The following is a 20,245-nucleotide window of genomic DNA, read 5'->3' on the forward strand; positions in this document are numbered from 1 at the left end:
TGTGGTTGGGGGTACTGCTTGTTTTTGCGCCCGTTGGTTGGGGGTGTCGGAGTTTTTTCCCCCGCACCCACACACCCGCGGGCCATCCTCCAGAATGCCGCTGTCAGGTGACGGTGAAGTCGTCCGCGTAGACGTTGCCCTGGCCGTACCAGCCGTGCACGTACACCGTCACCGCGCCGGAAGCGCCCGTCGTGAACGGCACCGAGAGCTGGGTCCAGCCGGTGGACGATGTCCACGCGCTGGCGGTCGCGCCGCCGCGGACGCCGAGATAGGCGAAGCTGCCCTGCACCCAGGCCTTGAGCGTGTACGCGTGGTTCGGCGCCAGCGTGAGGTTCTGGCTCGCCTCTCCGGTGGACGAACCGGTGGCCGCCGCCTGCAGGGCGTGGGAACCGGAGTGCACCGGCGAGGACACGATGGCGTCACCCGCCACGGCGGTCCACGGGCTCAGCGCGCCGGATTCGAACCCGGCGTTGAGGATGGGGCCCGACGGGGTGCCGCCGTTGATGGTCAGGGTGTAGGTCGCGGTGTGACTGCCGGAAGCCGCCGTGCCGGTGATCGTCAGGAGGTAGCTGCCTGAGGCAGTAGCCGCGGTTGTGGATATCGACAGTTTCGCGGTCTCGCCCGCGGTCACCGTCGACGGGCTGATCGTCGCCGTGGCTCCCGAGGGCGCGCCGGTGACCGCGAGGCTGACCTGCTGCGGCTTTCCGCCGGTGACGGCCGTCGTGATCGACGCGGTGAGGGAGCCACCGGGGTCGACCGAACCGGTTCCCGGACTGGAAGTCACCGAGAAGTCGTTGCCCGGCACCGGGTTTCCACCGGTGAAGGGCGCGAACGTCTTGCTGAAGTAATACAGCGGCTGCTCGATGCCCGAGCAGTTGTCGGCGGCCTGACCGCCGGGGCAGTTGCCGTTGTCGCGCTGCAACGCCCAGAACGACAGCTCGTTGATGCCCTTCGAGACCGCCCAGTTGTAGACCGTGGTGGCATCGGCCATGGTGAACGTCTCGCCCGGACCGAAGTCGTCGACGCCGATCATCTCGGTGATCCCGACCATCGCCCAGCGCTGCGGCTCGGTCTTGCCCGGGTAGAGCGCGCCCAGCTGCGAGACCAGGCCGTTCGCCGAGGTCTTGGTGTCCTCGGCCATGTTGTGCGTGGCGTTGTCGTAGTAGTCGAAGGTCATCATGTTCACCACGTCGACCCGCGCGCCGTTGGAGACCGCGTTGCGCAGGACGGCGAGCCCGTTCTCGGCGAGGCCCGAGGTCGTGGTGGGCAGCGTGTAGGAGAACTGGATCGAGCGCCCGGTGGAGGCGGCCCAGTCCTCGACCTTCTTCATCGCCTTGTTGCGCCGGTCGATCCCGGCGGCGTTGGGCAGCGAATTGTCCTCGATGTCGAAGTCGAGGCGCGGCACGTCGTAGGTCGTGATGACCTTCTCGTACGCGGCGGCGATCTGGTCGACGTCGGTGCAGCTGTCGGCGATCTCGGTGCCGTTGTGCGTGGCCGTGTAGCCGCCGAAGGACGGGATGACGTCGCCACCGCGGGACCGGATCGTGGCGATGTCGGCGCCGAAGGTGGACTGCGAGACCGGCATTCCGGTGTCGCCGTTCCAGTAGACGGTGCACGAGCCCTTGGTGGCGGCCTGCAGGAAGGCCATCGTCAGGTGTTTGGCCCCGGACTGCTGTGCCAGGTTCGCGGGGCTTTCGCCGGTCCACGCCTCGAAGTACGGCGCGAACACGTGCGTGGGCAACGGGGTGGCGGCGTGCGCGGTGCCCGCTCCGGTGAGCAGCCCGCCGGCCGCGAGGACAGTGGTGGCGAGGGAGGTGAAAAACGTGCGAAGGCGTCTGTGTCGGGACATTCTGCACTCCAGTGCAGTCGGGACATCGCTGTCTCGGGATATCTGCGGGGAGCCGTACCGCGGCGAGGCACGGTGGAAAACGTTATCCAGGATTGGACTAGACCACTGATCAAGTCAAGGTCTGGACCACTGGGGCGCACTGGTCCTCACCACGGCATTCGGGTGACGCGGCGCCGCCGGGTCCGGAATCGGATACTGAGCGTATGCAACAAAATCGATAATGGCGTTCTCACCAGGCTGATCACCCGGTAGCGTCGGCAGCCATGCGGGTGAGCTGGGGGCAATTCGGCCGACTGAGAGTCACCAAGCCTTGGCGCGCCGCGCCGCGGACCGCGTTGTCTAGTCCGTTGACGCTCATCGTCGCCGCGGTGACCGCGCTGCTCGCCTGTTTCCTCGGCACCGCGGCCGTGCTTCAGTCGGCGGCCGCGGGCGGCGCCACGGTCGCCTATCAGAGCGGCACGGTCTGTCCGGACGAGTACGGCCCGGTGTTCAGCAAGAACGGCGTCCCGGTCAGCGCCGTTCCGGCGGTCCTCGACACGGTCCGCCGTCACGCCGCCACGCGGGGATTTTCCGCGCCCGTCGCCGGGATGTACACGCCGGTCCTGGTCAACACCGACTTCAACGGCGCGCCCTACTACAAGGTGGTGCTCGGCTACCGCGAGCAGGCCGGTCTGGACCACCTGACGATGCTGAAAGGGTCGCGGGAGCCGGGAGTGTGGCTCGGCGAGGTCGTCGCGGGCGCCCAGCACATCGGTGTCGGCGCCCGGCCCAGCTACCACGGAACCGCCCTGCCGCCGGTCACCGGGCTCTACGCGGATCTGCTCGATCCGCCGCCCCGCTGGTGGTGTTCGCAGCAGCGTTCCGCGGTGGTGAACCGGCTGGCGAACGATCCGCTCGACTCGGTCATGTTCGCCACCGACCGGAAGACCTTCGACGACACCGTGCGCGCCCTCGGGCTGCCCGGACTGAGCAATCTCCACATCTCGTTCTACGAACCGCCGCCCACCACCGTGAGCGCCGCCGACGACCTGCTGGCGCGGTCGAAGGCACTCGTCGAGGACGTCCGCACCGACCTCGCCACCCAAGGCCTCGCCAACGTTGTCATCGGGTCGACGCCGTTCCAGCGTTCCACCGAGATCAGCCACGAAGCCCGCGACAACGTCCTCGTCTCGATCCTGCCGCTGGCCGCGATCAGCGTCCTCGTCGGCTGTGCCGGGATCGGCACCGTGGCTTTGCAGTGGTACCAGCGACGCCAACCGCAACTCCGGCTGCTTTCCGCGCGAGGCAGCGGACCGGCGGCGCTCGGCATGCTCGCGGTCGCCGAACTCGGCCTGCCGATCCTGCTCGGCGGCGCCGCCGGCGCGTTCCTGGCCCGCCTCCTGCTGCGCGTCTACGGACCGCCGGGCGATCCCGACAGCGGCTCGGAGTTTTCGGCAGGCCTGGTCGCCGCGGGCGTGCTCGGGCTGGCGCTGATCCTGCTCGCCGGAGTGGTCGCGATCCGCGCGCACCGCGAGTTCGAACTCGGCCGCATCCGGCGTGGTCGCGGCGCCACGCGACTGCTGATGTTCGTCCCGTGGGAACTGGCGACGGCGGGACTGGGAGTGCTGGGCTGGAACCGGCTCGTCGACTACGGCGACGCGTCCAAGCTGGGCAACCCGCTCCCCCAGGTCGACCCGCTCGCGCTGACCTACCCGGTGTTCGTCGTGCTCACCGTGGGCCTGCTCGCCGCCCGGCTCGCCTGGCTGGCGCTGCACGCGTCGCACCGGGCGCGGCTGTGGTCGCGTCCGGCGTTGCAACTGGCGATCCGCAGGCTCGCCAGCGCGCGGGCCCCGGTCACCGGGGTGCTCGTGATCGGCACACTGGCCATCGGCACCCTCGCCACCGGGACCGGGATCGCCCGTGGCCAGGAGGACGCGCTGCGGACGAAGTCGGCGGTGTTCGTCGGCGCCGAAACCCGCATCGACACCGAAAGCACGCTCGGCATGGGCACCATCCCGATGCCCGCCGAACTGCGTGGCACCAGCACGATCGTCGGGGAGCTGACCGGCACCGGCAGCGTGGTGCTCGTGGTGGACCCGGCCGCCTTCCGCCGCACCGCCGCCACCGAAGCACTGTCGGCCGACGCCAAGGCCCTGCTGGACAAGCTCGGCCCGGCGGGCGGGCAGGGCATCCCCGCGATCCGCGTCGGGCACACCCGTGGCCAGACCGCCGCGCTGCCGTACGGGCTGGCCGACGCGGCACCGGTCGGTGACGTTCCGATGTTCCCGATCATCGGCACCAACCCGGGATACGTGATCTCCCGGGCCGCGCTCACCGGGTCGCAGCTCTACTCCGTTCCAAAATGGAGTGTGCTTTCGAGCGCCCCGATGAGCGAGGTTTCCGCCGCACTGAGCAAAATCGGGCTCACCCAGCCCAACCGGATCAGCCGGCAAACCGCGCTCGACGCGCTGCCCTTCTACGTCGTGTCGTGGACGTTCTCCTTCGTCGCGCTGCTGGGCACCGTCCTCGGTGTGGTCGCGGTGCTGGCGTTGCTCGTCGCGGTCGAGGTGCGGCGGCGGCAGAACGCGCTGGCCGGGGCGCTGGTGCTGCGGATGGGTATGCGGCCCCGGGCACTGCTGGCCAGTCACCTCATGGAGCTGGGCGCGCTGAGTGGGCTGGCGGTCGTCGTCGGGGTGGTGTGCGGGGTCTCCGTCGCGGGCCTTTCGGTGTCGCGGTTCGATCCGGCGACGTTCCTCGCGCCGCGCTCGGAGCTGCCCGATCTGGCGCCGTTCGTGCTGATGGTGTGCGGCGTGGGCGTTCTCGTGGTGGCGCTGGCAGGCTGGCTCGCGGTGCGGTCGGTCCGCACCGCACGGACCGCGGAGCTGATTCGTGCCCAGTAAACCGATCTTCCAGCTGCGCGGGATCGGCGTCGACTACCCGACCCCGGCGGGCACCGTCACCGGCGTCGACGACATCACCGTCGACATCCCGGCGCGGGGCATGACCGTGCTCGCCGGCCCGTCCGGCTCGGGGAAGTCCACCCTGTTGCGGGTGCTGGGCCTGCTGGAACGGCCGGCGCGGGGCACGCTGACCTTCCAGGGCGCCGACACCGGGAGGCTGCGGCACGCCGAACGCCGGGCGCTGCGGCGGGATCACCTCGGGCTGATCTTCCAGAATCCGCCGGACAACCTCTTCGCTTACCTCAACGTCGCCGACAACCTGCGGGCCGCGGCCGAATCCGCCCGCACCGAATGCCGCCCGGACGAGATCCTGCGTCAGCTCGGGCTCGACGGCACCGGGCGCTGGCGGATCTCGGCGCTGTCGGGCGGGCAACAGCAACGGCTCGCGTTCGGGTGCGCGCTGGCCCGGCAGTCGTCGGTGATCCTGGCCGACGAACCGACGTCCCAGCTCGACGAGGCCTCCGCCGATCTCGTGCTCGACACGCTACGGTTCCTGGTCGACCAGGACTTCGCGGTGCTCGTGGCCTCCCACGACGAACGGCTCATCTCCCTCGGCGACCGGATCGCCCGGCTGCACAAGGGAAAACTCGAAGGCGTCGAACACACCACCGCGGGCAGCGGGGAACCCGGAGGGACGCGATGACCGCCGAAGCCGCCGACGACTCGCTGGTGCGGGCGGTCGCGCTGCGGCGGAGTTTCGCCCACCCGAGCGGGGACGTCGAGGTGCTGCGCGGGCTAGAACTGCACGTCGACGCCGGCGAACTGGTCACCGTGTCGGGCCGTTCCGGGTCCGGCAAGAGCGCGCTGCTGGCGTTGCTGTGCGGGTTCGACTCGCCCGACTCCGGCCGCGTGCTGCTCGACGGCGTCCCGATCACCGGCGCGCCACCCTGGCACACCTGCGCGGTACTGCCGCAGGCGCTCGGGCTGGCGAACGAGCTCACCATCGCCGAGAACGTCGCGCTGCCACTGCGGCTGCGGTCCGACGTGCCGCGGCCCGGTGACGGCGCGATCAGCGCCAGGGTCGCCGAGTTGCTCGACGAACTCGGCATCGGCGACCTCGGCGACCGCTACCCGCTGGAGGTCTCCTTCGGGCAGCAGCAACGGGTCGCGCTCGCCCGCGCGGTCAGCGGGCGGCCGCGGGTGCTGCTCACCGACGAGCCGACCGCGCACCTCGACGCGGGCAGCACACCGCGGGTCCTGCGGCTGCTGCGCCGGTGCGCCGAGGAGGGCGCGGCGGTCATCGTCGCCACCCACGACGACGAGGTGCACCGCATCGCCGACCGCCGCGTCCGGCTCCTCGACGGCGTCCTGACCGCGTTGCTCGACTGAGCCTTCAGTCCTCCAGCATCGTGAAGTCCAGACCGGCCAGGCGTGCCGGGTCGGCGAGGATGTCGATCGCCACGATCCGGCCGTTCCGGACGGTGACACCCATGACCCCGGCCGGCGCGCCTTCGTGGATCGTGACGAGGCCGACGGCGCCGTTGACGAGCGCGGGCCGTGCCGAGCGCGAAAGCCGCGAGAACATGAGCGCGCGCTTGGCGACGTTCTCCGCTCCCCGCACGACCGCGGACAGACCCTCGGCGGTGGCACCCATGTCGGCACGGAGCACGACGTCCGGGTCGAGGACCGCGACGAGCGCGTCGAAGTCGCCGCCGCGCGAAGCGGCGAGGAAGGCGTCGAGCACTTCCCGCTGCCGGTCCAGATCGGCGTCGGGCACCGGCGCGGTGGACTGCACCCGGCGTCGGGCGCGGCTCGCGAGCTGACGGGTCGCCGCCGGGGACCGGCCCACGATGCCTGCCACCTCGTCGAAGGGCACCCCGAACATGTCGTGCAGGACGAACGCGAGCCGTTCGGCCGGGGCCAGCATCTCCAGCACCACCAGCAGTGCCAGGCCGACCGAGTCGGCGAGCAGGACCTCCTGCTCCGGGTCGAGGCCGTCGGCGCGGCTCACCAGTGGCTCGGGCACGTGGACGCCGAGCGGTTCCTCGCGCCTCGACTTGCGCGAGCGCAGCATGTCCAGGCACACCCGGCCGACCACGGTGGTCAGCCAGCCGCCGAGGTTCTCGACCTCGCCGGTGTCCGCGCGGCTCAGCCGGAACCATGCCTCCTGCACCGCGTCGTCGGCCTCGCTCAGCGAGCCCAGCATGCGGTAGGCGACCGCGCGCAGGTGTGAGCGGTGTGCCTCGAACCGCTCGGCCAGGAACTCGTTCTCGTCCATCGGTCGCTTTCCTCCATCGACGTCCGTCAGTGCTCTGACGAACCGGACCCGCCTGGTGTGACCGTCGTGGTCCGTGGGGGCCTCCCCGAGGGACTTGAATCCAGGCTGGGCGCGCCAGCGCCTCCGTTGAGGGTGGTGGCGGGGGCATGGATGGACCTTCAAGGTGGCCCCCACGGACCATCACAGCGCGGTCGAGCGGCTGACGTCCTCCCAAGCGGTCAGGTCGTCGGCCAGCGACTGGTGCTGCGCCCGGATCGCGTCCACCGCGTCCGCGCCCAGTGCCAGCCGCAGCGGCGGGTTCTCGCTGTCCACCGCGCGCACGATCGCCGCGGCCGCCTTGGCCGGGTCGCCCGGCTGGGCACCGTCCATTGTGTCCACTGCCGCGCGCGTCGGCCCCGCGGACACGTGGTAGGCGCCGATCTCCCGGGACCGCTGCATCCGGCCACCGCCGAACTCGGTCCGGAACGCGCCCGGTTCGACGATCAGCACCCGCACCCCGAACGGCGCGACCTCGGCGGCAAGCGCGTCGGAAAGCCCCTCCAGCGCGAACTTCGCCGCGCAGTAGGCGCCGAACCCTGGCATGGTCACCTGGCCGCCCATCGAGCTGATCTGCACGATCGTGCCGCTGCCCTGCTCCCGCAGCCGCGGCAGGACCGCCTTGGTGACTTCGACCGCGCCGAAGAACATCACCTCCATGACCGAGCGCAGCTCGTCCATGGTCAGTTCCTCGACAGCGCCGACCGCGCCGTGCCCGGCGTTGTTGACCACGACGTCGATGCGACCGAACGCCTCGTACGCGGTGTCGACCGCGGCCGAGACCTGCGCGGAATCGGTGACGTCGAGCGCCACGGCGCGGACCCGGCCCTGCCCGCGTTCCTCCAGGTCCGCCAGCGTCTCCGGGCGCCGCGCGGTCGCCACCACCCGGTCGCCCGCCGCCAGCGCGGCGAGGACGAGCTCCCTGCCGAAACCGGCGGAGCAGCCCGTGATCAGCCAGACCCGCTCGTGCGTTCCGTTCGTCATAAACGTTTCCCTCCAGTACGTCCGATCCCCCATGCTGGAGAACGATCACCCCTCTCGTTCTCAAGGAGCATCATGCCCGCGGTCACCCTCGACGACGTCCGCGATGCGGCCACTCGCCTGTCCGGTGTGGCGCACCACACGCCGGTGCTGCGTTCGCGCACGCTCGACGAACGCGTCGGCGCGGAGGTGTTCCTCAAATGCGAGAACCTCCAGCGGATCGGTGCCTTCAAGTTCCGCGGCGCCTACAACGCGGTCTCCCGGCTCGCGCCCGAGCAGCTGAACAAGGGTGTCGTGGCGTACTCGTCGGGCAACCACGCCCAGGCCGTCGCGCTCGCGGCCGCGGAACTGGGCAGCAGCGCGGTGGTCCTGATGCCCGAGGACACTCCGCAGTCCAAAGTGGACGCCACGGCCGGGTACGGCGCGGAGATCGTCACCTACGACCGTTACACCGGCGACCGGGTCGCGCTGGGCGCCGCGCTCGCGGCCGAACGCGGCCTCGCGCTCATCCCGCCCTACGAGCACCCGCACGTGATCGCCGGGCAGGGCACCTCGGCGCTGGAACTGCTCGAAGAGGTCGGCGAGCTCGACACGCTCGTGGTCCCGGTGGGCGGCGGTGGTCTCATCGCGGGCAGCGGCACCGCCGCGAAGGCGCTGCGTCCCGGGATCCGGGTGGTGGGCGTCGAACCCGCCGCGGGCGACGACACGAAGCGGTCCCTCGAGGCGGGCGAACGGGTCAAGATCGACGTCCCCCGCACCATCGCCGACGGCCAGGCCGCGGAGATCCCGGGCGAGCTGACGTTCTCGATCAACCGGAAGGTCGTCGACGACGTCGCGCTGGTGACCGATGACGAGGTCCGCGAGGCGATGCGCTTCGCGTTCGAACGGCTGAAGATCGTCCTCGAACCCAGCGGCGCCACCGGCATCGCGGCCCTGCTCAGCGGCCGCGTCCCGGCGCCGGGCAAGGCCGGGGTGATCCTCTCCGGCGGCAACGTCAGCCCGGAGCGGTTCGCCGAGCTGATCGCGCGAGGCTGAGACCACTGGGACACCGGCATGAGCACCGGGCCGGGCCCGGGAATCCGTAGACTGGCGGCGATGCGACGTTTTCGGTGGTGGTGGGGAGCCCTGGTGCTCGCCGCCGTGGCGGTGCTGGTGGGGTTGTTCGTCTTCTTCGGCGCGGAAAGCCGCAATGGGCAGCCGATCCCCCGGCCGAGCCCGCCCGGAAACGGCCCGCTGACGGCCGTCGCGCTCGGTGACAGCACGGTGTCCGGCGAGGGCGCCGGGATGTACACGGCGGACACCAACGGCCCGAACGGGAACTGGTGTCACCGCTCGCCGAACGCGTTCATCCAGAAGGTCAAGTTCCCCGGGCTTCTGGAGCGCGTCAACCTCGCGTGTTCCGGCGCGCCCGCAGAGCAGGTCGCGCTCGGCGACGTCAAGCAGTGGACCGAGGGCTCGCAGGCGGAGCAACTCGCGGCGCTGGTCAAGGACCACCGGGTGCCGGTCGTGGTGATCGCCGTCGGCGCCAACGACGACCCGAAGTTCTCCGCACAGGTCACCGAATGCTTCAAGGCCTGGTTCTCCCCCGACCTGCCCTCCTGCAGCGTCGCCATGAAACAGGGCTGGCAGTCCAAAGTGGACGCGATGGTGCCGAAGGTGGTCAAGGCCGTCGACGATGTCAAGGCGGTGCTGGCGCGGGCGGGGTACGTGCCGGCGGACTACCAGCTGGTGTTGCAGTCCTACGCCACTCCGGTGGGCCCTGGTATCCCGGAGGAACTGCGTAACCTCAACGGCTGCCCGTTCCGTCCCGACGATCTGCAGTGGATCGCGCGCGACGGGGTCACGATGCTTTCGCGCGGGCTGAAACAGGCGGCGCAGCAGACCGGCGCGCGGTTCCTCGACCTCGCGAAGGCGGGCGCCGGGCACGAGGCGTGCAGCGGCGGCGCGGATCAGAGCCGGGAGTGGTTCACGCGGCTGACGCTGAAGCTCAGCGATCTCGGGCAGGCCGACCGCGCCCAGCACGCGCTCCAGGAATCCTTCCACCCCAACGCGAACGGGCACGCCGAGGTCGCGAACTGTCTCAACGAGTTCCTCGCACTGCGCGACGGCAACGCGACCTGCCTGGCCGGGCCGGACGGGCATCTGCATCCCGCGCCGGAGGTCGTCGCCCGCTGAGCCGGTTTCCCGGTGCGGGCTTCAGAGGTCGAGCGCGGCGCGCAACGCGATGTCGATGCGCTCCTGCACTTCCAGGTCGATCTCGGCGATGCGCTCGTCGAACCACGGGCGGTAGAGCCGGGTCAGGTTGAGCGTGGACACCCAGTAGCGCGCGTCGATCGCGACGCCGAGGATGTCCTGCGGATCGTGGTCGAGCAGTTCGGTGCCGAGCAGCCACGGCCGCTCGGACTCGTTCACCCCGTCCGAGGACAGCAGCACCACCGTGCGCTGCCGGGAAGGATCGGTCGGAGGGTGGTACGTCCAGACTTCACCCCTGCGCACGCAGATCCTTCTCCGCCGCGCTGCGCTCGGCCTCGTCCCGCTCCGCGGCGGGCTGCGCCGGGGCCTTCTGCGGGGTGTACCCGGTGCGGACCGCCTCGCGCCTGGCCGCCTTCGACAACCAGGACGAGACCGAGATCCCGTGTGCCTTCGCGGCGCGCTCGGCGAATTCGAGGGCGCCGCTGTCCAGTGAGAGAGTCACCTTACGTGTTGCCATACCTTTTATCGTACCAGCGTTCTTCCGGTCGAGCGGATTTCTGATGCACAGGCGATTCGCGCAGGTCAGAGCGTCGGAGACCGGCCCTCGAACGGCGTGGACAGCACCACCGTGGTCCGGGTCGACACCTTCGCGGCCTCCCGGATCCGGCGGAGCAGATCCTCCAGGCCCAGCGGCGAGGCGACCCGCACCAGCAGGATGTAGGACTCGTCGCCCGCCACCGAGTAGCACGACTCGATCTCGGTGATGTGCTGGATCCGCTGCGGGTAGTCGTCCGGCGCGGCCGGATCGTTCGGCGTCAGCGAGATCAGCGCGGTCAGCGGAAGGCCGATCTGCTCGCCGTCCAGGCGCGCGGTGTAGCCGAGGATGACGCCGCGTTGTTCGAGGCGCCGCACCCGCTGGTGCACCGCCGAGACCGACAACCCGACCCGCTCGGCCAGATCCGTGAAGCTGCGCCTCCCGTCGGCGGCCAGCTCCTGCACGATCGCCTGGTCGAGCGGCTCCAGAGGCCCCGATCCGCTCATGCGATCGCCTCGCTCCGTCCGCGAACGACGCTCATGCGTCGAGCACGAGCAGCTCGTGCGGCCGGGTGTTGAGCGCCTCGACGCCGTCGTCGGTGACCACGACGATGTCCTCGATCCGCGCGCCCCACCGGCCCGCCTGGTAAATGCCCGGCTCGACGCTGAAGGCCATGCCCGGCTCCAGCGGGAGCGCGTTGCCCGCGATGATGTAGGGCTCCTCGTGCACGTCCAGCCCGATGCCGTGGCCGGTGCGGTGGATGAAGTACTCGCCGAACCCGGCGGCGGTGATGATGTCGCGGGCGGCGGCGTCGACCTGCTCGGCGGTGACGCCGGGCCGGACCGCCTCGACCGCGGCCCGCTGGGCGCGCTCCAGCACGGCGTAGGTCTCGGCGACGTCGCCGTCGCGCGGGGTACCGACCGCGTAGGTGCGGGTCGAGTCGGAGTTGTAGCCCTCGGCGATGGGCCCGCCGATGTCGACGACCACGACGTCCCCGCGTTCGATGACGCGGTCGGAGACGTCGTGGTGCGGGCTGGCGCCGTTGGGGCCGGAGCCGACGATCACGAAGTCGGCGTGCGTGTGGCCCTCCTCGACGATCGCGGCGGTGATGTCGGCACCGACCTCGGCCTCGGTACGGCCGGGGCGCAGCCACTCGTGGACCCTGGCGTGCACGCGGTCGATGGCCGCGCCCGCGGCGCGCAGGGCCGCGACCTCGGCGGCGTCCTTGCGCATCCGCAGTTCCCGCACGACCGGTCCGGCGAGCGTCTGCTCCGCGTCGCCGAGCGCGGCACGCAGCCCGAGCACGTGCAGGGCCGGGGTGAAGTCGCTGACCGCGACGCGGCCGGGCTTGCCGAGCCGGTCGGCGACGAGCTTGTACGCGTCGTCGCCGTCCACCCAGGTCAGTACCTCGACGCCGAGGTCGTCGGTCGGGACGTCGGCGTAGCCGGGGGCCTCCAGCTTCGGCACGACCAGCGCCGGGGTGCCCTCGGCGGGCACGACGAGCGTGGTGAGCCGCTCGAACGAACCGCCGGCCTGCCCGATCAGGTAACGCAGGTCGGAACCGGGCGCGATCAGCAACGCGTCGGTGTCGGCGGCCGCCGCGGCGGCGCGGGCGCGGTCGAGGCGGGCCCGCAGGCTCGCGGCATCGGGGGCTGGCGTGTGGAGGGAACGACGCGACATGGCACCGAGCCTAGTCCTTGGCGCCCTCCGCCTCCGCTCACCCGGGCCGTGTCGGGACATCGAAGGTGCGCCGTAGCCCACTCGACGCGGGCGGACGTGGCAGGCTGTGCGGGTGACCGGACCACTCGCACTCCTCGACTCCGCGAGCCTCTACTTCCGCTCGTACTTCGCGCTGCCCGATTCGATGACCGCTCCCGACGGGACACCGGTCAACGCGGTGCGCGGTTTCACCGACACGCTGGCCAGGATCCTCACCGATCGCCGCCCGTCGCGGCTGGTCGCCTGCCTGGACGCCGACTGGCGGCCGAAGTTCCGCACCGATCTGCTGCCGAGTTACAAGGCGCATCGCGTGGCGGTGCCGGGGCACGGCGAGCCCGACACCGAGGAGGTGCCGGACACCCTCACCCCGCAGGTGCCGATCATTCTCGACGTGCTGGAGGCGTTCGGTTTCGCCACCGCCGAGGCGGCTGGTTACGAGGCCGACGACGTCATCGGCGCGCTCGCGACGCGGGAGAAGGAGTCGGCGGTCGAGGTCATCACCGGCGACCGGGACCTGTTCCAGCTGGTGCGCACCGAACCGACGCCGACGGCCGTGGTCTACGTCGGCAAGGGCTGGGCGAAGGCCGAGGTGCTCGGCCCGGCCGAGATCGCCGAGAAGTACGGCGTGCCCTCCGCGCAGGCCGGACCTGCGTATGCGGACATGGCGGCGTTGCGGGGCGACCCGTCCGACGGGCTGCCCGGCGTCGCCGGGATCGGCGAGAAGACCGCGGCGAAGCTGATCACGCAGTTCGGGTCGCTGGAGGAACTCGTCGAAGCCGCCGGATCGGGGGACGCGCGGCTGCCGCTGAAGATGCGGCTCAAGCTCACCGACGCGGGCGAGTACCTCGCGGTCGCCCCGGCCGTCGTGCGGGTCGCGGTCGACGCGCCGGTCGAGCAGTCCCGGCCGGACGTGGTGCCGAACGCGCCCGCCGATCCGGACCGGGTGCTCGAACTGGCCGAGCGGTGGAATCTCGGCCGTTCGGTGGAACGTCTGCTCGCGGCGCTGCCGCGCCCGTGATCAGAAGTGCGTGCCGCACCACGGATGAACGGCGGTGGGGAACAGTGAGTCGGCGCGGGTGAGCGCTTTCCCGTCGAGCACCTCGATCCGCCCCGCCCTGGCGAGGTCGGTCGGCCGCCACTCCCCCAGGTAGAGCATGCCGAGCACGTCGACGCCGAGCCGGAGCCCGGCGGCCTTGCCGCTGCGGCGGACCCCGCCGGGCCCGACCTCGTACCGGCCGTTGTTGTCCGCCAGCTGGTTGTCGGTCACTTCGAGGACCACCGGCTCGGCGTCGCCGTACGCGCGCGCCGCGAGCGCGGCCTCGACGTCGATCACGCGCACCCACAGGTCATCCTCGATGGCGAGGGTCCTGGCGTGGCGGGGATCGTTCAGCAGCAACGGAATCGCGTCGTCGACCGGCCGGTCCCGGACGTGGATGGCGGAGACGAGATCGACCGACAGCAGGAATCCCCACAACGCGGTTTCCGCTTCGGGGGTGGCGGCGTGCATGTCCGCTACCCGGAGCAGCGCGCCCTTCTCCGGATCTTCGAGCGTGCCGAGATCGATCGTCTCGTACGCGACGAAACCGTCCGCGCCGTCGGGTCCATTGTGGACGGCGGTACGCCACTTGCCTTTCGGGCCGGCGTTCTCGTTGAACACGAGCGTCCACCAGCTGTCCGGCCGCGCGACCATGCCGGGCCGGGTCAGGCCGGCCCGGCGATACACGTCCGGCCCCTGCTTCACGGCCTCCTCCGGGCTGAGGAAGCGGACGTGGCCGCCGGTGGACACGCCGTCGCGCAGGCGCGCGGCCGGATGCTCGATCCGGAACGTGCGGTTGAGGGTCGCGACGCCGTAACCGAACCGGCCGTAGATCGTGGTCTCGCTCGCGTGCAGGCAGGCGATGGCCTTGCCCTGCTCGGCGAAGTAGCGGAGCTGGGCCTGTTGCAGGGCGGTGTGCACGCCGCGGCGGGTCCAGTCCGCGCGGACGCCGATGCCGTCGACAGCGCCCACCTCGATGGCGCGACCGCCGGGAATGGCGAGCACGGTCTCGAACGAATGGGCAAGTCCGACCGGGACGTCCCCGTCGAAGGCGGCGAAGGATCCTTCGGCCTGCCAAGCCGAGTCGATGTTCGCCCAGCCCTCGTCGGTCAGCGGCTTGTCGTGCAGCGACTGCATCAGCACGGCCATGCTGTCCCGGCGCTCGTCGTCGGCGACGGGGCGTACCTCGAAATCGGTCATGGAACCGATAATGCCAATCCGGCCGGCACCCGGCATCCGGTTTATTCCGGGGCGTCCACCCGGTACTGGCCGTCGCCGCCGGTCACCGTGATCGGGACCTGCTTCACCGTGCCGCCGAGCTGGACCGCGCAGGTGAACCGGTCGCCGTCGGTCACCGGCCGTCCCGGCGGGCAGCTGACCTCGCCGACGTTCTTGATCTTGTAGTTCTCGGTGAGGATCTTCCGCACGGCCGAGTCCATCGCCGCCGCGTCGAACACCCGGACCGGCTGGGTCGGCGACGGCGTGGCCGAGGTGGTGCCGGGCGAACTCGGCGGTGTGGTGGCGGCGCTGGCTGGCGCGGCCGGTCTCTGCTCATCGGCGCACCCGGCGAGCGCGAGGGCGCCCGCGCAGCACAACCCGACCACGAGCATCGCGCGCATGCCTGGATTCCCCACCTCTGAGGCGTTCTTCCGCTGTCAGAAAAACGTACCGCACCAGGCGGTGGCCCGCGTGCTGAACAGCGCGTCCGCGGCGTCGAGCGCGGCGGGATCGCGGGCCTCGATCCGGCCCGCGGAAGCCAAAGTGGACGGACGCCAGGTCCCGAGGTAGGCCATCGCGAGCGTGCCGACGTCGAGCCGCAGCGCCGCCGGGTCCTCGGTGCGCGCGGCTCCGTCCCCGGAGATCCGGTAGCGGCCGGAATTGTCCGGCAGCAACGGATCCGTCACCTCCAGCACGACCGGGTCGTCGCCGCGGTATTCGCGCGCGGCGAGCGCGGCCGGGACGTCGACGAGGCGCAGCCAGCTCTCGTCCGCGAGGCAGGTGGTGGTGACCTGGCGCGGATCGGCGAGCAGCAGGTCGATCGGCTCGTCGAGCGGGCGCGCCTCCGTCCGGATCACGTCGACCAGGTCCACGGAGAGCAGATACCGCCACAGTCCCGCGAAAGCCTGCGGCGTCGCGGAATACAGCATGGTCACGTCCATGGTGGCGGCCTCGTCCCGCCCGGTCCGGCTGACCGTGTAGACGGCGAATCCGTCGACGCCGTCGGGGCCGTGGTGCACGGCGGTGGTCACCGGCGCGGTGAACTTCCGGTGGAAGTTCCCGGAGATCGCCCAGGAGGTGGCCGAGCGGGCCAGCATCCCGGGCCTGGGGTGGTCCAGACCGCGGTAGAGCCGTTCCCAGTTCGTCAGCGACGTCTCCAGGTCGAGCAGGGACACCTCCCCGCTCATCGGGACATCCGGGCGCAGCCGCGCCCGGTGCCGGTCGATCACGTAGTCCCGGCCCCGCGAGGAGACGCCGTACCCGAACCGGCCGTAGATGGTGGCTTCCGACGCGTGCAGCATCGCCACCGGGACGCCTCGCCGCGCGAAGTCGCCGAGCTGCTCGGCCATCATCGCGCTGAGCACGCCCCGGCGGGTCCGGTCCGCGCGCACTCCCACCGTGGCGACCGCGGCCATCGGCAGCCACGCGCCGCCCGGGACGGTCACCTCGTCGTCGAAGGACCGGCACATGCCGATCAGAGCGGGATCGAAGGCACCCAGTCCGTGCGTGGACACGAGTGCCTCGCCCATCGCCGCCCATTCGGCGTCGGTCGCCGGCGGCCGGTGCAGCGTCGCGCGGAAGAGATCCGACGCGGCGCGGTGTTCCTCGGGCCGGAGCGGCCGGACGTCGAAGTCGCTCATGCGATCGACTCGCTCCGCGAGACAGTGTTCGATCCTTTTTGGCGCATGATGTCTTCGATTCGCTCGCAAGCGTCGCTCATGCCACGATCATCGAGGAGAGCGCACCCTCGTGGCCACCGGTTACCGCACGGCTCACTGTCCGCCGGTGGGCGGGGCGACCTCGTAGTTGCCGCCGGTGCCCTTCACCGTGATCGGCACCTGCTGCTGCTTGCCCGCGATCGTGGCGGTGCAGGCGAATTTCGCGCCGTCCTTGACCTCCTGCTCGGCCGGGCAGGAGACCGCGGTGACGCCGTCGATCTTGTAGGTGGTGGTGAGCAGGCTCTGCACGTCGGTCTGCATCTTGGTGTTGTCGAACACCTTGGTCTTGAAGAAGCCCGGCGCCACGAACCCGAGGACGGCCACGACGGCGACCACCACGACGAGCGCGCCCGCGCCGATCAGCAGGCCCTTCTTCGACCCGGGCTGCTTGTCCCCCTCGGCAGCCGTGGCTCCGGCTGGCGGGAACTGGCCGTAGTCGTACTGCCCCGGCTGCCCGGGTTGCGCTGGTTGGCCGTACTGCGGCTGCGCCTGCGGCCCGCTCGGCGGATAAGCGCCGCCCGGCTGCTGGCCGTACTGCTGCGGCTGCCCGTACTGCGGGGGCTGCTGGCCGTACTGGGGTTGCTGAGGTTGCTGGGGCTGGGCGTAGCCGGGCTGCTGCCCGTACTGCTGCGGCTGTCCCGGCTGCTGCTGGGCCCACTGCTGCTGCGAGGGGTCGTAGGGCTGCTGCTGAGCGGGCTGGCCCCACTGTGGTTGCTGCTGGGCCTGTCCCGGCTGTTCCTGCGGCCCGCTCGGCGGATAAGCGCCCCCCGGCTGTTGCCCGTACTGCGGCTGCTGACCCCATGGGGGTTGCTGCTGCGGGTCGTTGCCGCCATACGGCGTGCTCATCGTTCGCCTCCGCCAGTTCGCCTGCGTCCATCTGCTGCCCGACACGGTCCGCTGAGCCGTACGCACACAGTGTCGTGCGCGATCCAACCACAGGACGGGGTCCAGCACACGTGTCGCCCCTTACGGTGTCGTACCTGGCGGGCCCGCACAACGGTCGTCTTCACGCCGCGCCCGCCGCGACCACGCCCCGGCGCAGTGCCCGGACCGCCTCCGCGGCCGCGGCCCCGACCGGATCCGCCTTGCCGAGCACGTCCCTGATCTGGTCGAGCAGATCGATGACCTGCCGGGACCAGCGCACGAAATCGCCCGCGGACAGCTCCTGCCCGTTCGCCTCGGCGGCGGTCAGGACCTTTTCCAGCGACTCCCCGCGTGCCCACCGGTACACCGGCCAGGCGAATCCCGCGTCGGGTTCGCGCGTGCGGTCCAGCCGGTGCCGCCGTTCGTCCTCGGTGAGGTCCACCCAGATCTTGGTGGTTTCCTGCCAGGCCTGCGGGACCGCGCCGCCGGGCAGCCGTGGCTCGCCCGCGGTGTCGCGCCGTGCCTCGAACACCAGGGTGGAGACCACCGCGGCGAGTTCCGCGTGCCCGAGCTGTTTCCAGACGCCGTGCCGGATGCATTCGGCGGCCAGCAGATCCGATTCGCTGTAGAGCCGGGCGAGCCGCCTGCCGTGTTCGGTCACGCGGTCTTCGCCCTTGCCCTGCTCCGCGAGGTAGCCGCGTTCGCCGAGCAGCGCGAGGATCCGGTCGAACGCGCGGGCCAGCGAGTGCGTCGTCGCGGCGACTTTGCGTTCCAGTTGCTGGGTTTCCGCCGCCAGCCGCTGGTGGCGCTCCACCCAGCGCAGGTTCGCCTCGCGTTCGGCGAGTCCGTGGCACGGATGGGCGCGCAGCGCGCGGCGCAGCGCGGCGAGCTCACCGTCCTCATTGGCCCCGGAACGCCGTTTTTGCCTGCCGGGCAAGGAAATCCCGGCGTTGCGCAGGCTCGCGGCGATGTCCCGGCGGGTCTTGGGCGAGCGCAGTTCGATGTGCTTGGGCAGCCGGATCCGGCCGAGTGGCTCGACCGGGCCGGAGAAGTCGGCCACCGACAGTGGTCCGGACCAGCGGTCCTCGGTCACCACGACCGGCCGCGGTTCGCGGATCGGGTCGAGGCCGGGGTCGACGACCACGGCGAGGCCGGCGCGGCGCCCGGCCGGGACGGCGATCACGTCGCCCTTGCGCAGTTTTTCCAGTGATTCCAGGGTTCCCGCGCGCCGGCTCGCGGTGTTCTGGCGGGACAACGCCTTCTCCCGCGTGGAGATCTTCGCCCGCAGGTCGACGTACTCGAGCATCTGGTCGAAGTCACCGGTGACGGCGTCGGTGTAGCCCTTGAGGGCTTCCTTGTTGCGCTCGATCCGCCGCGCGGTGCCGACCACCGACCGGTCGGCCTGGAACTGCGCGAACGACTGCTCGAGCAGTTCGCGGGCCTGTTCGGCGCCGACCTGCGCGACCAGGTTGACCGCCATGTTGTAGCCGGGGCGGAACGACGAGCGCAGCGGGTACGTGCGCGTCGAGGCGAGCCCGGCGACCTGTTTCGGGTCGACGCCGGGCTGCCAGAGCACGACGGCGTGGCCCTCGATGTCGATCCCCCGGCGGCCGGCCCGGCCGGTGAGCTGGGTGTACTCGCCGGGAGTGAGGTCGACGTGGGCCTCGCCGTTGTACTTGACGAGCCGTTCCAGCACGACGGTGCGGGCGGGCATGTTGATGCCGAGCGCGAGGGTCTCGGTGGCGAACACGACCTTCACCAGACCGCGGACGAACAGTTCCTCCACAGTCTCCTTGAAGGCCGGGAGCAGGCCCGCGTGGTGGCCCGCGATGCCGCGTTCCAGCGCCTCCCGCCACTCCCAGTAGCCGAGGACGCCGAGGTCGCCCTCGGGCAGGTCGGCGGTGCGCTCGGCGACGATCCGGCGGACCTCCTCGACCTCGTCCGGGCCGTTGAGCCGCAGCCCGGAGCGGACGCACTGGCCCACGGCCGCGTCACAGCCCGCGCGGGAGAAGATGAAGTCGATCGCGGGCAGCAGTCCCGCCGCGTCGAGCCGCTCGACGATGTCGACCCGCGACGGCGGCCGGTAGCGGCTCACCCGGGGCGGCTGGCCGCGGCGGCGGCCGCGGAACCCGGCGGGCACGTGCAGGCGCCCGACCTCCTCGGTGCGGCGCAGCAGGGTCGGGTTGATGCGCAGTTCGCCGCCCGGTTTGTGCTCCTCCTCGCCGGCGAACAGGTCCAGCATCCGGTTGCCGACCAGCATGTGCTGCCAGAGCGGGACGGGCCGGTGCTCGTCGACCACGACGGTGGTGTCGCCGCGGACCTCGACCAGCCATTCGCCGAACTCCTCGGCGTTGCTCACGGTGGCGGACAGGCCGACGACGCGGACGTACTCGGGCAGGTGGAGGATGACCTCCTCCCAGACCGCGCCGCGGAACCGGTCGGCGAGGTAGTGCACCTCGTCCATCACGACGTACCCGAGGTCGGTGATCGTGGACGATCCGGCGTAGAGCATGTTCCGCAGGACCTCGGTGGTCATGACGACCACCTGGGCGTTGCCGTTGATCGAGGTGTCGCCGGTGAGCAGGCCGACGGCGTCGCTGCCGTAGCGGTCGACCAGATCGCCGTACTTCTGGTTCGACAGCGCCTTGATGGGCGTGGTGTAGAAGCACTTCCGGCCCTCGGCGAGCGCCAGGTGCACGGCGAACTCGCCGACCACGGTCTTCCCCGCGCCGGTGGGCGCGCACACGAGCACCCCGTGGCCGTCCTCCAGCGCCTCGCACCCGCGGACCTGGAAATCGTCGAACTCGAAGGACACCTCGCCCGCGAAGCGAGTCAGCTGGGGGTACTTGCCACGGCGCCGGGAGACCGCGAAGGCCTCGGCCGGGGAGTGAGAAGGGCTACTGGCCACCCCGTCAGGGTTCCACACGCCACCGACAACC

Annotated in this window: 18 protein-coding genes; 6 read left to right on the forward strand and 12 right to left on the reverse strand. The window is 71.2% G+C overall.

The window, feature by feature from the left end:
- Window positions 1-103 precede the first annotated feature (103 nt).
- Complete coding sequence (locus ACFWX1_RS06520) at window positions 104-1,849, reverse strand: glycosyl hydrolase family 18 protein (protein WP_378384510.1); 1,746 nt, start codon at window positions 1,847-1,849, stop codon at window positions 104-106.
- Window positions 1,850-2,112: 263 nt separating this feature from the next.
- Here ACFWX1_RS06520 and ACFWX1_RS06525 point away from each other — a divergent pair, with 263 nt between their 5' ends.
- From ACFWX1_RS06525 to ACFWX1_RS06535, 3 genes are read left to right on the forward strand one after another with little or no spacing between them, the layout of a single operon-like run.
- Complete coding sequence (locus tag ACFWX1_RS06525; RefSeq protein ID WP_378384512.1) at window positions 2,113-4,728, forward strand: ABC transporter permease; 2,616 nt, start codon at window positions 2,113-2,115, stop codon at window positions 4,726-4,728.
- The gene (locus ACFWX1_RS06530; protein WP_378384514.1) at window positions 4,718-5,431 is read left to right on the forward strand and encodes an ABC transporter ATP-binding protein; all 714 of its coding nucleotides are present in this window, start codon (window positions 4,718-4,720) and stop codon (window positions 5,429-5,431) included. The genes ACFWX1_RS06525 and ACFWX1_RS06530 overlap by 11 nt, the downstream gene beginning before the upstream one ends.
- Entirely contained in the window at window positions 5,428-6,117 is a 690-nt protein-coding gene (locus ACFWX1_RS06535; protein ID WP_378384516.1) for an ABC transporter ATP-binding protein, read from the forward strand. The genes ACFWX1_RS06530 and ACFWX1_RS06535 overlap by 4 nt, the downstream gene beginning before the upstream one ends.
- Window positions 6,118-6,121: 4 nt before the next feature.
- Here the strand turns inward: ACFWX1_RS06535 and sigJ are convergent, their stop codons facing one another.
- On the reverse strand, window positions 6,122-7,006 hold the full coding sequence (gene sigJ / locus ACFWX1_RS06540) for an RNA polymerase sigma factor SigJ (protein WP_378384518.1): 885 nt from the start codon (window positions 7,004-7,006) through the stop codon (window positions 6,122-6,124).
- 180 nt (window positions 7,007-7,186) lie between these two features.
- On the reverse strand, window positions 7,187-8,026 hold the full coding sequence (locus ACFWX1_RS06545) for an oxidoreductase (RefSeq protein WP_378384520.1): 840 nt from the start codon (window positions 8,024-8,026) through the stop codon (window positions 7,187-7,189).
- A 72-nt stretch (window positions 8,027-8,098) separates the two neighbouring features.
- Between ACFWX1_RS06545 and ACFWX1_RS06550 the strand changes: the two genes are divergently transcribed.
- Window positions 8,099-9,058, forward strand: coding sequence for a pyridoxal-phosphate dependent enzyme (locus tag ACFWX1_RS06550; protein WP_378384522.1), 960 nt, complete (start codon window positions 8,099-8,101; stop codon window positions 9,056-9,058).
- 60 nt (window positions 9,059-9,118) lie between these two features.
- Complete coding sequence (locus tag ACFWX1_RS06555; protein ID WP_378384524.1) at window positions 9,119-10,198, forward strand: GDSL-type esterase/lipase family protein; 1,080 nt, start codon at window positions 9,119-9,121, stop codon at window positions 10,196-10,198.
- A 21-nt stretch (window positions 10,199-10,219) separates the two neighbouring features.
- On the opposite strand, the gene ACFWX1_RS06560 is transcribed toward ACFWX1_RS06555, so the two are convergent.
- The 4 genes from ACFWX1_RS06560 to ACFWX1_RS06575 form a co-directional block, all read right to left on the reverse strand.
- Window positions 10,220-10,519: a hypothetical protein gene (locus tag ACFWX1_RS06560; RefSeq protein WP_378323204.1), complete on the reverse strand. Its 300-nt coding sequence runs from the start codon at window positions 10,517-10,519 to the stop codon at window positions 10,220-10,222.
- Entirely contained in the window at window positions 10,506-10,733 is a 228-nt protein-coding gene (locus ACFWX1_RS06565; RefSeq protein WP_378384526.1) for a hypothetical protein, read from the reverse strand. Before ACFWX1_RS06565 ends, ACFWX1_RS06560 begins: the two co-directional genes overlap by 14 nt.
- A gap of 65 nt (window positions 10,734-10,798) precedes the next feature.
- Entirely contained in the window at window positions 10,799-11,257 is a 459-nt protein-coding gene (locus tag ACFWX1_RS06570; RefSeq protein WP_345392447.1) for an Lrp/AsnC family transcriptional regulator, read from the reverse strand.
- 31 nt (window positions 11,258-11,288) lie between these two features.
- Window positions 11,289-12,431: a M24 family metallopeptidase gene (locus tag ACFWX1_RS06575; RefSeq protein ID WP_378384528.1), complete on the reverse strand. Its 1,143-nt coding sequence runs from the start codon at window positions 12,429-12,431 to the stop codon at window positions 11,289-11,291.
- A 112-nt stretch (window positions 12,432-12,543) separates the two neighbouring features.
- On the opposite strand from ACFWX1_RS06575, the gene ACFWX1_RS06580 reads away from it, so the two are divergent.
- On the forward strand, window positions 12,544-13,488 hold the full coding sequence (locus ACFWX1_RS06580) for a 5'-3' exonuclease H3TH domain-containing protein (protein ID WP_378384530.1): 945 nt from the start codon (window positions 12,544-12,546) through the stop codon (window positions 13,486-13,488).
- Here ACFWX1_RS06580 and ACFWX1_RS06585 read toward each other — a convergent pair whose 3' ends face one another.
- The 5 genes from ACFWX1_RS06585 to ACFWX1_RS06605 form a co-directional block, all read right to left on the reverse strand.
- Window positions 13,489-14,706, reverse strand: a complete 1,218-nt coding sequence (locus tag ACFWX1_RS06585) for a GNAT family N-acetyltransferase (protein ID WP_378384532.1) — start codon at window positions 14,704-14,706, stop codon at window positions 13,489-13,491.
- Window positions 14,707-14,747: 41 nt separating this feature from the next.
- On the reverse strand, window positions 14,748-15,125 hold the full coding sequence (locus tag ACFWX1_RS06590) for a DUF4333 domain-containing protein (protein WP_378384534.1): 378 nt from the start codon (window positions 15,123-15,125) through the stop codon (window positions 14,748-14,750).
- A gap of 36 nt (window positions 15,126-15,161) precedes the next feature.
- On the reverse strand, window positions 15,162-16,364 hold the full coding sequence (locus ACFWX1_RS06595; protein ID WP_378384536.1) for a GNAT family N-acetyltransferase: 1,203 nt from the start codon (window positions 16,362-16,364) through the stop codon (window positions 15,162-15,164).
- Between the two features lie 132 nt (window positions 16,365-16,496).
- Window positions 16,497-17,288, reverse strand: a complete 792-nt coding sequence (locus ACFWX1_RS06600; protein ID WP_378384537.1) for a DUF4333 domain-containing protein — start codon at window positions 17,286-17,288, stop codon at window positions 16,497-16,499.
- Window positions 17,289-17,448: 160 nt separating this feature from the next.
- On the reverse strand, window positions 17,449-20,214 hold the full coding sequence (locus ACFWX1_RS06605) for a DEAD/DEAH box helicase (RefSeq protein ID WP_378384539.1): 2,766 nt from the start codon (window positions 20,212-20,214) through the stop codon (window positions 17,449-17,451).
- Window positions 20,215-20,245 lie beyond the last annotated feature (31 nt).

This window comes from Amycolatopsis sp. NPDC059021 (genome assembly GCF_042739895.1).
Taxonomy (GTDB): Bacteria; Actinomycetota; Actinomycetes; order Mycobacteriales; family Pseudonocardiaceae; genus Amycolatopsis.